This is a genomic window from Cytobacillus sp. C11.1, assembly GCF_058145115.1.
In genome coordinates, this window is record NZ_CM176935.1 from 1,995,800 (window position 1) to 2,009,843 (window position 14,044).

Annotated in this window: 13 protein-coding genes and 1 riboswitch; of the genes, 12 read left to right on the top strand and 1 reads right to left on the bottom strand. The window is 40.2% G+C overall.

Annotation, left to right across the window (positions count from 1 at the left end; all coding sequences use genetic code 11):
• The first annotated feature begins 122 nt into the window (after positions 1-122).
• The 12 genes from trxA to AC3ZVC_RS09910 all read left to right on the top strand — a co-directional run bounded on the left by trxA (position 123) and on the right by AC3ZVC_RS09910 (position 12,968).
• Positions 123-437, top strand: a complete 315-nt coding sequence (trxA, locus tag AC3ZVC_RS09855; RefSeq protein WP_110067892.1) for a thioredoxin — start codon at positions 123-125, stop codon at positions 435-437.
• 200 nt (positions 438-637) lie between these two features.
• Positions 638-1,846: a hypothetical protein gene (locus AC3ZVC_RS09860; protein ID WP_490068175.1), complete on the top strand. Its 1,209-nt coding sequence runs from the start codon at positions 638-640 to the stop codon at positions 1,844-1,846.
• A gap of 146 nt (positions 1,847-1,992) precedes the next feature.
• Complete coding sequence (locus tag AC3ZVC_RS09865) at positions 1,993-2,940, top strand: NAD-dependent epimerase/dehydratase family protein (RefSeq protein WP_490068176.1); 948 nt, start codon at positions 1,993-1,995, stop codon at positions 2,938-2,940.
• A gap of 85 nt (positions 2,941-3,025) precedes the next feature.
• A complete protein-coding gene (locus AC3ZVC_RS09870; protein ID WP_490068178.1) occupies positions 3,026-3,241 on the top strand; it encodes a hypothetical protein in 216 nt (71 codons plus the stop codon).
• Positions 3,229-3,861 carry a lysylphosphatidylglycerol synthase domain-containing protein gene (locus AC3ZVC_RS09875; protein ID WP_490068179.1) on the top strand — a complete coding sequence of 211 codons (633 nt, stop codon included), beginning with the start codon at positions 3,229-3,231 and terminating at the stop codon, positions 3,859-3,861. Before AC3ZVC_RS09870 ends, AC3ZVC_RS09875 begins: the two co-directional genes overlap by 13 nt.
• A 1-nt stretch (position 3,862) precedes the next feature.
• Complete coding sequence (locus AC3ZVC_RS09880; RefSeq protein ID WP_490068180.1) at positions 3,863-5,326, top strand: alkaline phosphatase family protein; 1,464 nt, start codon at positions 3,863-3,865, stop codon at positions 5,324-5,326.
• Positions 5,323-6,117, top strand: a complete 795-nt coding sequence (locus tag AC3ZVC_RS09885; RefSeq protein WP_490068181.1) for a glycosyltransferase family 2 protein — start codon at positions 5,323-5,325, stop codon at positions 6,115-6,117. Before AC3ZVC_RS09880 ends, AC3ZVC_RS09885 begins: the two co-directional genes overlap by 4 nt.
• A gap of 53 nt (positions 6,118-6,170) precedes the next feature.
• Positions 6,171-6,917, top strand: a complete 747-nt coding sequence (locus AC3ZVC_RS09890; RefSeq protein ID WP_490068182.1) for a hypothetical protein — start codon at positions 6,171-6,173, stop codon at positions 6,915-6,917.
• Positions 6,918-6,943: 26 nt separating this feature from the next.
• Positions 6,944-7,888: an FTR1 family iron permease gene (locus AC3ZVC_RS09895; RefSeq protein WP_490068183.1), complete on the top strand. Its 945-nt coding sequence runs from the start codon at positions 6,944-6,946 to the stop codon at positions 7,886-7,888.
• 118 nt (positions 7,889-8,006) lie between these two features.
• Positions 8,007-9,479, top strand: coding sequence for a glycosyltransferase family 39 protein (locus tag AC3ZVC_RS09900; protein WP_490068185.1), 1,473 nt, complete (start codon positions 8,007-8,009; stop codon positions 9,477-9,479).
• Positions 9,472-11,259: an excinuclease ABC subunit UvrC gene (gene uvrC / locus AC3ZVC_RS09905; protein WP_490068186.1), complete on the top strand. Its 1,788-nt coding sequence runs from the start codon at positions 9,472-9,474 to the stop codon at positions 11,257-11,259. Before AC3ZVC_RS09900 ends, uvrC begins: the two co-directional genes overlap by 8 nt.
• Positions 11,260-11,398: 139 nt before the next feature.
• Positions 11,399-11,578: riboswitch (Lysine riboswitch) on the top strand.
• Positions 11,579-11,738: 160 nt separating this feature from the next.
• Complete coding sequence (locus AC3ZVC_RS09910) at positions 11,739-12,968, top strand: aspartate kinase (RefSeq protein ID WP_490068187.1); 1,230 nt, start codon at positions 11,739-11,741, stop codon at positions 12,966-12,968.
• Positions 12,969-13,298: 330 nt separating this feature from the next.
• On the opposite strand, the gene AC3ZVC_RS09915 is transcribed toward AC3ZVC_RS09910, so the two are convergent.
• Entirely contained in the window at positions 13,299-13,751 is a 453-nt protein-coding gene (locus AC3ZVC_RS09915) for a YslB family protein (RefSeq protein ID WP_490068188.1), read from the bottom strand.
• Positions 13,752-14,044 lie beyond the last annotated feature (293 nt).

Sequence of the window (14,044 nt, forward strand, 5' to 3'; positions counted from 1 at the left end):
AGGCAAAGAGGAATAATTCGCATAAAATAGGGTAAATTACGATCGAGCAAATTGTTAGCAACATATTATAAACGATGATATACTGTCGTTAGTATTTGAGTTAAATTTTAGGAGGCATACAAATGGCTATTACACATGCAACTGATCAAAACTTCACTACTGAAACAGGTTCTGGTTTAGTATTGGCTGATTTCTGGGCTCCTTGGTGCGGGCCTTGTAAAATGATCGCTCCAGTATTGGAAGAGCTTGATTCTGAAATGGGCGATAAAGTTAAAATTGTAAAAATTGATGTTGACGAAAACCAGGAAACTGCCGGAAAGTTTGGCGTAATGAGCATCCCGACTTTAATCGTTCTAAAAGACGGTGAAGTAGTAGACAAAGTGGTTGGTTTCCAGCCGAAAGAAGCTCTTGCTGAACTTCTTTCTAAACATGCTTAATGTATGAGAATCCCGATGTCCTTAACGGACATTCGGGATTTTTTTATTTAATTCAAAAAATAGACAAATATCTTACCAAACGCTTATTGACAGTGAGAATCATTCTCTATATAATAAGCATTGTTAATGAAAATCATTATCATTTAATTAATTTATTCATCATACTATCATTCATATCATACACAGGAGGATTACATAACATGAAAAAGAGAGAATTAAGAAAAATTTTTGCAAGTTTCCTAGTAGCAAGTGTGGCACTTACTGCATGTAATAACGGCGGTGATGAAGCGGAGAAGCCTGAGGAAACTAAGCAGGAAGAACAGGCCGCAGAAGATCAAGAGGAATCTAAAGAAGAAACAGCTGAAGAAAGCGCTGCTGTTCAGCAGACAAATGTTTTTACTGAAATGAAAGCTGAGCTTGAAAAAGCGAAAGAAGACCAGGAAGTTGATTGGGACTTAGTTATTGAAAAATATCAATCAGGCCTTCAAAACGGGGTAAACGAGGTTGACGGTGAATTTGATGCAATCATAATGGCAGCTCTTGAAGCAGGTAAATCAGGGGATATGGATCCAAATATCGCACGCCAGCTTGTAGATAAAACAACACAATCCTATTTCTACCAAAAACAGAAATCACTTCATAAAGAAGCAGCTGAAAAGCTTGCTGAAGAAAACCAGGAAGAAGCGGAAAAGTCATTTGAACAAATTAAGCATCTTGCAGAAGAGATTTTTGTCCCAACAGCAGTTAAGAGGGATGAATATTATCAATTAAGCGGAGAGGCAAGCATTGCAGAAAATATTAATGCAGGTCTTGAAGCGCAGGAAGAAGCTCTAACATCCGGAAATGCAGATGATTTCAATGTATTCATCCAATTAACAGACAAATCAGTGTACAAGAGCTATTATCTTGCGTCAGCTTCTTATGCAGAAAAAATTGAAGCGGCTGTAAAAGAAGGTAAAGATGAAGCAGAATTAAAAAATATGCAGGCAGAAGCATGGGGCTTTTATCAAGCGATTAAAGGTTCATTATCAGGCGGAGACGAGGAAGCTGCAAACAAGTTGAATGAGCTATTTTCATTGGATGCTACAGAACCAGCTTCCATCAAAGCTGACGAAGTAAATAGCCTGTTCAATAAAGCAATTGTCGGAAAAATAAAGAGCTATCATGAAAAAGTGCCAGCATCTCTTGGTGAAGATAAATTAGTTGATGCAAAAACCCAGGCTCTTGAAGGAAACATGTTCTTGAAGGCACTTCAAATCCAATTGAATGAAAAACTTGGTGAAGATAAGGCACAGGAAGCATTTACACATGCGGAAGAATGGTTTAATGCTGTATCGGAAGGCAGCCAGGAAGAAGCTAAAACACATAGCGATGCGATCATCCAGACTGTTGATCAATTGCTTCAATAATGAAAAGGCCGCAGATTTGCGGCCTTTCTTATTGGGAACATAATAGGATGTCTGATTTCCGGCAATTGCCTGAATAGACTAGCAGGAAATTCATCTGCGGCTATGATAGAATAGCTTTTGTCTATCTAGTGTAAGGAGATGTCAGTATGAAAGTCTTAATTACAGGGGGCGCAGGCTTTATTGGAAGCCACCTAGCCCGGTTTTTAATAGCAAAAAATAATGAGGTTTCTATAATAGACTCACTTCACCCCTACTATTCCAAGGAGAAAAAAAGAGAACATATTAAATGCATAAAGGATGCAGGTTCTTTTTATTTTTATGAGATGGATTTGCTTGATAGGGAGAAAACAATTGATGCGATAAAAGAGATTGCACCTGATACAATCATACATCTTGCAGCATTGCCAGGTGTATCATACTCTATCGCACAGCCGCTTGAATATGTTGATTACGACATAAAAGCAACGATCAATGTTTTGGAAGCTGCGGGGCAAGCGAGTGTGCCTAAGGTAATATTTGCTTCCTCGTCTTCAGTCTACGGCAATTCCGAAGGACCTTGCAAAGAAAATATGGCGGCAGGGAAAGTGATTTCGCCGTATGCCGCGTCTAAATATGCAGCAGAATCCTTCTGTCATGTGTATGAACATCTCTACGGATTTAAAATGATTATCCTAAGATTCTTTACGGTATATGGACCATGGGGACGTCCAGATATGGCCATAGCAGGATTTATTAAAAAACTTCTTAATTCTGAGGAGATTACGGTTTTTGGTGAGGGTTCTGCAAGGGACTATACCTATATAGATGATATTGTTAACGGAATCAATCTATCAATCGAAAAGCTCGATAGCAGCGAAATTATCAATTTGGGTTCTGGTAACCCAATCACGATGGAAGCATTGCTTCATGAATTAAAAGCGTACTTCCCTAATTTGAAGGTGAAAAGAAAAGGAAGCAGAAAAGGAGATGTGGATAAAACCTGGGCAGATATCGGTAAAGCAAGCCAGCTGCTTGGCTACAAACCAGCAGTGTCTTTCAGAGAAGGAATAAGCGAAACAGTAAAATGGGCAAAGCAAAATGAGAGCATTCTTTAAATCCAAAATTAAATATATGATCTCCGTATTTATTGTCATCTCTTTCTTAATTTTAAGTTACTTCTATTTTGACGGGGATAAAATTTTGGTCAGTCTAAGAGCTGTCTTCTCCCATCCATTCGCTTTATTAATCATTATGGGAGTTTACTTGCTTTCTTTTATTCTGAAGGCGTTCGCATGGAAATGGTACCTTAAAGGAATTCCGCGCTTTTCAACCTGTCTTATCGGCGTGATTTATAGCCTGTTTATCAATCATGTCCTGCCTGTAAAAGCAGGGGATCTGTCAGAATGGGCGTTATGAGAAACAGAGAAAAGGAGATTTCAGCATTGGAATCAGCGCATTCCGTTATTGTGCTCCGTGCCCTTGATTTTGCCAGCCTAATTATCATGGCCAGTGCTGGAATCTTTGTCTTTCAAATAAATGCTCATTTCTCTTTTGCCCTGGTGCTAACTGCCCTTGCAGGAGGGATAGTCTTGCTGGTTCTTCTCAAAAAAATTCTCCCGAAGAAGCTTGCAGAACAATATCAAGTATTGAAAGAGGCATTGCTTGGCAAGAACGGTATTCTGATTTTCCTCTTTACATTCGCCAGCTGGATTCTGGAGGCAGGGGTTGTGTTCGTAACGATTATCCTCATTGCCAACCCTATTAGTCCTTTGGAAGCTATTTGGGTAAACAGTATGACCGTGGCAGGGCAGATTTTTCAAATAACACCTGGAGGGTTAGCCAATTATGAAGCAGTTATGGCGTTTGCACTTAATGCCATTGGCGTGGACCTGGAAACTGGGTACACCATTGCCCTTCTAACACACGGAATAAAATTTTTATTCTCTTATTTGGCTGGAGCTAGTGTTTTCATTATTTATCCTATTAAACTTAATACAATCATCCAATGGGTGAAAAAGAAAGGAGAGGTGAATTAGAATGAAGAGCGCATCTAAATTTGAGAAATTTGCAGCCAGGTGCTGGAACTTATTGAATGAAGGGAAACCTTTTACACCTATTTTTGTGTTGGGGACTATGGTGCTGTTTCACTTATTGGAATTTGCCAGCGGGGAAAACATCATCTACTGGCTAATTGGTTTATTGATCGCGGCACCTTTGCTCGTTATTTATTTTATTTATGATTTCCCTTTATTTCTACGCAATTATTTATGGATTCCTTTTGTCGTTTTCTTGATTGTTTGGAATGCGGCCTCGATCACGCTATTGTTTTTTGCGGCAGGATTATATTTTTTCTTCACAGTGTTTTTCTGGGGAACATTATATTATCACCTAAGAATAGGAACTACATGGCTTAATTTTACACGCTTTTGGAAACTGGTCCTTAAAAATAGTGACTCGACGAGCGGGAATGCCCAGGAGCAGCTGCCGAAATTCCTGCTGGTTGTTTCAATATGGGAGATGTCATACCAGAATTTAAAAGCTGCGATCGAAATTCCTTATACAGGCTTGGCACTATTCTATTTATTCATTTTTATCTTTGCCTTTATACTGCATAAAAATCTTTTTGATTGGCACCCGAAAATGTATGGACAATATACAAAGGAGCTTTATGTACAGCCTAGCTGTGCTGTGTCAGATAAAGTAGTTATTATTGTGATTGATGGAATGAGAAAAGAAAGGTTCTATGAAGCCGAGACACCTTTCCTTGATTATTTGAAGGAAACTGGAACTGAATATATGAATATGGAGACAGTCTACCCTGCGCGGACGGTGGTTTGTTTCTCCAGCATGTTTACCGGTACATATCCGTTTGAGCACGGCATTAAATCCAATATGGTATGGAAGCTGGGCATAAACACAGAAAGTATTTTTGATTCTTTGCGTAAAGTGGGGAAAAAAGGAAGGCTTCTGGGTATTGCCCATCTTGTAGACTCAATGGGAAGCGATGTAGAGACTGTTACAGCTGTTATGCATAATGACAAAGCGGACCCCAATATCATGGCAAGGGCAAAGAAAATTATGAAAGAGCAGGACCCGGATTTATTCATTGTTCAAATGATTGCTACAGACCAGACAGGGCACAGCAGAGGGGTATTATACGATGAATACCTGCAGAAAATAAAAGAAGCGGACACCTTGGTCAAAGATTTTGTTGAAGAGCTTGAGCGTGATGGGAAAATGGAAAACACAACCTTAATGATATGCGCGGACCATGGACAGGCCGATGGGATTGGAGGGCATGGCCATTTAGATGAAGGAGAGCGTTTTGTCCCGTTTATCGTACACGGCCCAAATATTCATAAAGGTAAAAAAGTAGAAGAAAAACACAGCCTTGTATCAATGGCTCCGACTATTGCTTATTTATTGGGAGCACCATTCCCTGAGCAAAGTAGGGGGAAAATTTTGGAAGAGGCAATCCGGAAGGGAAGCGACAGGACATGAAAAAACAGACAGTGATCGTCTTTCTGCCGGCATTCAATGAAGAGGGATCAATCGGGGATGTTATACGCGGGATCCCCCGTGATTTTCATCCGCTGGCAGAAGTAAAAGTACTTGTAATCGATGATGGTTCAAAGGATCGAACGGTTGAGATCTCAAGAAAAGCAGGTGCAGATTATATAGTCAGCTTTAAATCCAATAAAGGGCTAGGAGCAGCAGTAAGGGCAGGTTTGCAGGAATGTTATTCAAGGGGAGCAGACATTGGTGTCATGATCGATGCTGACGGCGAATATCCGGCCAGTCAGATTCCGGATTTATTGGCACCCATTTTTAGAGGCGAAGCTGATTACACAATGGGTTCACGTTTTATGGGAACGATTAAAGGAATGAAGCTACATCGACGCCTCGGTAATTATTGTTTTACATTGGTTCAATCGGTAATCCTAAGAAAGTGGATTGTTGACGGGCAATCTGGCATGAGGGCTTTTTCTAGGCAGGCTTTACAGCACGCGGAAATTATCCATGATTACAATTATGCGCAGGTATTATCTCTCAATCTGATCCGGAAAGGCTTCAGAGTGAAGGAAGTTCCCATTCAGTATCGGGTCCGTTCTACCGGAGAATCATTCATCACATTCAAAGGGTATTTAAGCTCTGTTATCCCAGCCATTTGGAAAGAAATCAGAAGGCCTGTACGAAAAGTGGATATTGATTTTACGGCCCATATTCTTGAGTCAAACAGTCAAATGAAAATAGCAAAAAGTAATGGCAAAAGTGTGACAATTGCAAATTGACATTGACAATTAGACTGATAATTATTATCATTATCAATGTAGGAGGAAGTTAGATGAAAAAACTCTTTTCTTTTTGTTTGATATTGATATTCGTTCTCAATAATAGTTTTTCGCTAACAGCCCACGCATATTCATACGGAAATCCAGGAAAAGAACAATTCGCTGAAGCATATAAAGAACTGGAAGCTTATGTTGAAAATGACGATTGGGACAATGCACGCAAAATTTATGATACCTACCAGAAGGATTTTGACCTTTATTTTACAAAGGTAAAACCCGACATGGAAAAGGCATTGGAAACGAAAGACAAAGACTTGCTCCTAAGAAGCTATCAGGCTGCTATGGAACTGAATGTGGAACGCCGCCTTCACTTTGCCCAGGAACAATTTGATGATTATGGGCAGGCAAAGTTATTGCTAGCAAAGGCAAGAGGCACTTTTACAGTTTTGGAGCCTGAAGTAATTAAGAAAGCAGATCAAGAAACAGTTGATAATATATATAAAGCGTTTGATGATGCACTAACCGCACTTGGAAATCCGGGGTTATTTGGTATTGGAAGCAAAAACAGTGATAAAGAACTATTTGACGAAAAAGTGGATTACATAATAGAGGTTCTTCATCCTTTGTTCCCGATTGTTTCTGAAGAAGAAAAAGATAAAAGCCACTTAACCGAAGAAAATCTGGGGATTTTTTCAGGGGATGATGAAGGAAATTCAACATTATGGCTCATCTTTTCAGCCGTTTTGATTGTTGCCTTTATTCTCATCATTGTTACTCAAAAGCTTCGCAAGAAAAAATAAAGCATCATTTGAGGGGGATTCTCAAAATGGACTTTCAGGCTTTTCTCATCACGCTCCGGGAAGCACTTGAAGCAACGTTAATTGTAGGTTTGATTCTTTCTTATTTGACAAGGCTGAATGCTGATAAATACAAGAAATGGGTATATGTCGGTGTCCTGCTTGCATTGGTAACGAGCTTTCTCGTAGCATTGCTGTTCCAGGTTATTTTCACCGGCTTTGCCAGCTTTGGATCAGAGGTTTACCTAAAGGTCGGAATCATGTTTGCATCAGTCTTCCTTCTGACCCATATGGTTGTCTGGATGGCTAAACAATCCAAAGATATTAACGGCGACATGCAAAAGAAAATAAATGCTGCTTTAACTGCAGGAAGCATAGGCGCTATGATTCTACACTCCTATCTGATTGTAGTTCGTGAAGGTGTGGAGACTGTATTCTTCTTTGCTGCGATCAGCGGTGGGGATGTGACAAAAGTATTTCAAAGCTTTGGAGCATTAAGCGGTTTGCTTCTTGCTTTAATGATTGGCTATTTGTTCTTCTCAGGTACAATGAAAATATCATTAAAAGCTTTCTTCCGTGTAACGGGCGTACTCATCATGTTTATTGCTGCAGGCCTTCTTGTACAAGGTATCGGAGTCTTGCAGGATTTAGGAAAGATGGGTTCCCTGTATACGGATGCGGAAGGTAAGCCACAGGAACTGTATAATATTGTTCAAGTCATGCCTGAGCACTACCAGGATGAACTGCATTACAAACGGGATACTGGAAACGAAACATTGATCAGCGGTCAGGTTGGCCTATTTATGGCAGCGATGTTCGGCTACAGCCATAATCCATCTCTTGAGCAGGTTGCAGGCTATTGGCTATACTTTGGATTTGTAGCTCTCTGGATGTGGCTCATTCATAAAGGAATTTGGGAAAGAGTCCTGGCAAGAATTAAGAATAGCTTCAGTATTTCTGGCAAAACAGCTTAAGTTGAAAAAGTAAGATTTTAAGGTCAAAATATATTGTAGAATCCCTCAAAAAGGCTCGCAGCAAGCGGGTCTTTTTTCAGCTTATTTTTTCATTTAGCAGATGATAAGGATGTTTGAAATGAATAGATTTTATCTTGTATGGGTTATGATTTTCTATCTTGGCACTCTATATGGCTATCGGTTCTGCAATGCTGTTTCTTTTGCTGCGGGCTGGGATCAGGTGGATTTTTCTCTTGCTATTAGTGAATATGATCTTGTAAAAATGCAGCCCCATTTTCCTGGATATCCCTTTTTTATCCTTGGTGGAATACTGTTTTTTACTTTTATAAAAAATCCGCCAGAGGCACTTTCCATTTTGAATATGACTATGATGCTGTTAACCACGATTCCGTTGTTTTTTCTTGCAAGACAGTACTTAAGTGTGAATAAAGCTGCCCTTACGGTCATGATTCTGCAATCTGTCAGCTATATTGCTGTTATGACAGGCCAGCCTATGTCGGAAGGAGCAGCCTTGGCGATCATTCCATGGTATTTATGGAGTCTGAGCGCAGCTATGAAAAAAGATAAAGTGGCAATAGGATTTATACCGGCTATTTTACTTGGACTTCTGCTTGGGGTAAGGCTATCCTATGCAGTGTTTGCTGCAGGCCTTATCTTTCAGTGGCTTGCCCTTTTTAAAAAACAAGGAAGAAAAGCAGTACCTAAGATATTAGTGTATTGCTTTATCGCTCTTATGGCCCAGCTTGTGTGGGTTTCAGCACTGGCGTTTAATACTGGCGGATTTGCTTATCTTTTTCAGCTCGCTTTCGGCTTTACAGAAGGACATTTTTCAGATTGGGGAGGAACCGCCGCTGTACAAGCTGATCCCTTTTGGGAAACGCTATTCATTTTAATAGGCAGGAATTTGCTTTGGGTGGGTTTAGGCTCCGGAAACGTGATAGTCTTTATAATCAGTATGGTTCTTGCAGTTATCGCTGTTTTTAAGTTTAAAAATGCACCGGATTTAAAAAGGAATCCTCAATTAATACTTATGGCTTTATTGGGAGCTTTCTATTTTTTTTGGGCATTATTTGCTCAAAATATTGATAAACCAAGACATATACTTCCGCTTTTGATGCTGATTGTTTTTTTTATTGCTGTCATTTCTCTTAGAAATTCTGGGAAATTAGTCAACGTTTTGATTGGATTGTTTTTACTTGCCCAAACATTCACAGGGCTCTATTATGTAAGGAAGCAGGCTGAAGAGATACCAGCAATGTATCAGCTTGCAAGTTACCTGGAACAGAAGGAAGAAAAGTTTATTGTCTATACGTGGGAGGAAACAAGAGTATTTCAATACCTTGAGATGCCATTTTCACATAAACGAATTTATACATATCCTTTATTTTTACGGGATATTAAAGATAGAGAAGGTGCCAGCATATATGTGACCGGCAAAGCAGTTGAAGGGTTCAAACAGCAGGGAGCAAAAGTGGAAGAGGAATTTGTAAAAGTCAGCGAGTTTCATTCAGAACCGATATTTGATCCAGTATATCATCATATCGTTTTATATAAGTGGAATAAGGACCCGGGAGGTGAATTGGATGAATGATAATATTAGAAATAAATTGATGCTGCTTCCAGCACAGCCAGGCTGTTACTTAATGAAGGACAGGCAGGGTACTATCATTTATGTAGGAAAGGCGAAAATCCTGAAAAATCGCGTCAGATCCTATTTTACCGGTTCCCATGATGGAAAAACATTAAGGCTTGTCAATGAAATTGAGGATTTTGAATACATTGTCACTTCCTCAGATATGGAAGCATTGATTCTTGAGATGAACTTGATCAAGAAATATGACCCAAAATATAATGTGATGTTAAAGGATGATAAGAGCTATCCTTTTATAAAGCTGACAGCTGAACGGCATCCGCGCCTGATTACAACCCGAAAGGTTAAAAAGGATAAGGGAAAGTATTTCGGGCCTTATCCAAATGTGCAGGCTGCCAATGAAACGAAAAAGCTTCTTGACAGAATTTATCCGCTGCGCAAATGCTCAACCCTTCCTGATCGAGTATGCCTATACTACCATTTGGGCCAATGCCTTGCTCCTTGTGTTAAAGATGTAAGCGAAGAAGAATATAAACGCATGACAGATGAAATTGCAAGGTTCTTAAATGGGGGATATAAAGATATTAAGAAGGATTTAATGGAGAAAATGGCAGCAGCCGCAGAGGAGCTTGATTTTGAGAGAGCTAAAGAGCTCCGGGATAAAATTGTCCATATCGATGCAACCATGGAAAAGCAAAAAATGACGATGACAGACTTTACAGATCGCGATGTATTCGGCTATGCGGTTGATAAAGGCTGGATGTGCGTGCAGGTTTTCTTCATTAGACAGGGCAAACTCATTGAGAGGGATGTATCCATGTTCCCGATTCATAATGAACCGGAGGAAGAAATTTTAACATTTCTGGGCCAATTTTATTCAAAAGCCAACCATTTTAAACCGCGCGAAATATTGGCTCCCGACTCTGTTGATACTGAAATGGCAGAACAGCTTCTTGGTGTGAAAGTGTTAAAGCCACAGCGCGGCCAAAAGAAGGATCTCGTTAAGCTCGCCTATAAAAATGCGAAGATCGCTCTGCAGGAGAAGTTCTCTTTAATTGAACGGGATGAGGAACGTACGATAAAGGCAGTAGAAAATCTTGGGCAGCAGCTTGGCATCTACACTCCTCACAGGATTGAAGCATTTGATAATTCAAATATACAGGGAACAGACCCTGTTTCTGCCATGATTGTCTTTATTGATGGAAAGCCGGAGAAAAGGGAATACCGGAAATATAAAATTAAATCCGTCAAAGGCCCTGATGACTATGAATCCATGAGGGAAGTGGTTCGCCGCAGATATACCAGGGTATTGAAAGAAGAGCTCCCTCTTCCTGATTTGATTATGATTGATGGAGGCAAAGGCCATGTGGAAGCTGTAAGAGATGTGCTTGAAAATGAGCTGGGCCTTGATATCCCTATTTCCGGGCTGGTTAAGGATGAAAAGCACAGGACATCCCAGCTCCTTTATGGCAGTCCGCTTGAGATTATTCCGCTCTCCAGAAACAGCCAGGAATTTTATTTGCTCCAGAGAATTCAGGACGAGGTTCACCGCTTTGCAATCACTTTTCACCGTCAGCTTCGTGGAAAAAGTGCTTTTCAGTCAATCCTTGACGAGATTCCGGGCATTGGCGAGAAGCGGAAAAAGCAATTGTTGAAGGCTTTTGGCTCCGTTAAGAAAATGAAAGAGGCATCTCTTGAAGACTTCAGGGAAATAGGCATACCTGCAAATGTAGCAGAAGAACTAAAGCAGCGCCTTGAGGAAAAGAACGGAAAAGCGTGAACGTAAGCGATTAAATGGAGATAGACAGCCATTTTTTGATATGTTATAATAATTGAAACTTTATATCAATATCACTTTATAGCGATAAAGTATGTGTTCGAAAAGAAAGTTTTTCAAAATTTTTCGAACAACATCGTTAAGTGAAGGTAGAGGTGCGAACTTCATCAGTAAAAGCTTGGAGAAGAATGAGCTTCCGTGAAAAGCTTTGAAAGGGAATGTTTGCCGAAGTGAAGAAGATCTCATCATTTTCTTTGCTGGTTCTGTATTGAATAAATGCAGGATTGTCAGGGCTATGCCGTCCTGGAGAGCTATCTCACTGTGTTTGCTTCTTTTTAACATTTGGCTGCACAGCAATGGGATAGTATATCTCATTGCTTTTTTTATTGCCTAAAAAACGGAAGTAAACCGGTAAAGGGTAATTTACATAGGGACGGCAAACAATACAATACAACAAGATTGTTTAGAAAGAAGGGGAAGTTGTGGGAATCATTGTGCAAAAGTTTGGAGGCACCTCGGTTGGTACTGTTGACCGAATTCAAAATGTGGCCAATCGGGTGATTGAGGAAAAGAAAAGAGGAAATGATGTCGTCGTGGTGGTTTCAGCCATGGGGAAAACGACAGATCAGCTAGTTGGTATGGCAAAGGAGATTTCTCCTGCTCCAAATAAACGGGAAATGGACATGCTGCTTACAACCGGTGAACAAGTGACCATTTCTTTGCTTTCCATGGCTTTAGGTGCGAAAGGGCACCCTGCCGTTTCATTTACAGGCTGGCAGGCCGGGATTAAGACTGAACCCGTCCACGGGAATGCAAGGATATTGGACATTGATACAAGTAAAATCCAAAAGGAACTGCAGCAAGGCAATATAGTCATTGTTGCCGGATTCCAGGGCATGACAGAAGATGGTTCAATCACTACATTGGGCCGCGGAGGATCGGATACTACCGCTGTTGCATTAGCGGCTGCACTTAAAGCTGATAAATGTGATATTTACACCGATGTAACCGGGGTATTTACAACCGATCCGCGGTATATAAAAAATGCAAGAAAGCTTTATTCCGTTTCCTATGATGAAATGCTTGAGCTTGCGAATTTAGGGGCAGGCGTTCTCCATCCAAGAGCAGTAGAATTTGCAAAAAACTATGGACTTCCGCTTGAAGTACGTTCAAGCATTGAAAAGGAATCCGGTACAATTATTGAGGAGGAAGTAAAAATGGAACAAAACTTGGTCGTGCGCGGTGTGGCATTTGAAGATGATATTACAAGGGTGACAATTCTCGGCCTTCCTAATTCACTTACTGGCTTATCAACCATCTTCTCAGCACTTGCTAAAAATCACATTAATGTGGACATCATTATTCAAAGCATGACAGAGGCCAAAACAACCAACCTGTCCTTCTCGATCAAAAATGAAGATCTGACTGATACAGTAAAGGTATTGGAAAAAAATAGGGCTAGTTTAAATTACGAACGCATTGAATGGGAGTCAGGACTGGCGAAAGTTTCGATTGTAGGATCAGGTATGATTTCCAATCCAGGGGTGGCAGCAGAAATGTTTGAAGTGCTTTCAGATAATGAAATACAGGTAAAAATGGTCAGCACTTCGGAAATAAAGGTTTCTGCTGTTGTAGAAAACGGAAAGATGCTTGAAGCAGTTGATGCGTTGCATGAAGCCTTCCAGCTGTCAGGTTCTGCGATAAAAGCCTAATTTCTCGACCTGAGGTAATCAAATATGCTGTGTTAAAGGATCATGGTTGATTTCGGCACCTGTTGCTTGAAGGGGAATGTGCGAGTTTTCGAAAATGCTTTTGCATTCCCTTCGTGCGCTGAAATCGTGTAAGTTTATTCAAAGTCCTGGGGGAGGAACGATTCAAAGGGAGACCCCACAGGTGCAGGTGCCGAGAAGCTCCGGGACTGCCCGCGGTTGGCTGAGCACCTGAAGCAAAACCAACAAGCTAATTTAACAGAGCCAAAAACATATACAAAAAGCTTTCAAAAGGAAACTTTTTGAAAGCTTTTTGCCCAAACATAAATGAAATCACACGGAAGCATCTTTTTTATCCCATTTTACTGTGATTTGGATTTTTCCGGTTTTTTTGCGTGGATGTTCAAAGGCTTCGCAAATGACATCCTTCTGAAATTCTATTTGCTGGGCTATAAACCCAGCTTCAAGCTGAAAGGTGCAGCCATCATTCTTTTTGCATCGGTCGGCGATCAGGGGGCTGGATAATTCCATTTCAACTTCGTGCTTTGTTTCATTTTTAATTGAAAGGTTTCCCCAGCCGGCGTTATGGAAAAACTCGGCAATATGTTCGGCTGAACCAAGAGGATATTTGCGTGCAAGCCTTTTGCCGGCCCAATATAAAATTTCAGGTGCTTCATTGCCTAATAGGTCACGAAGCAGCACTTCCCGGATTAGTTCATATCCGAATACCGGGACTGACTGTATATGATCTTCGTTAGTGGATTTCGCAGATGCTAATTCGCTCAATAGTCTCCCCTCTTTCTATTATTCTATTATATACAATATGCAGAGGGTTTTAATATCCATTCAAGAAAAAATAGAACGATTTGCACAGAAAATATTACTATTTTAATATATGCGAGGCTTTGAAGTTCAGCCAGGCTGAAAGCGTATTGATGACTGATTTAAAGCTATTAATATTTTTTAAAAATTTTTTTAATATGGAACATTTTATGTATCCGTTTTCTTGACGCTCTATTATCTTGGGAGTAAAATGGACATGTCACATAATTGTAAGAAAATGAATAACATTTTCGAGA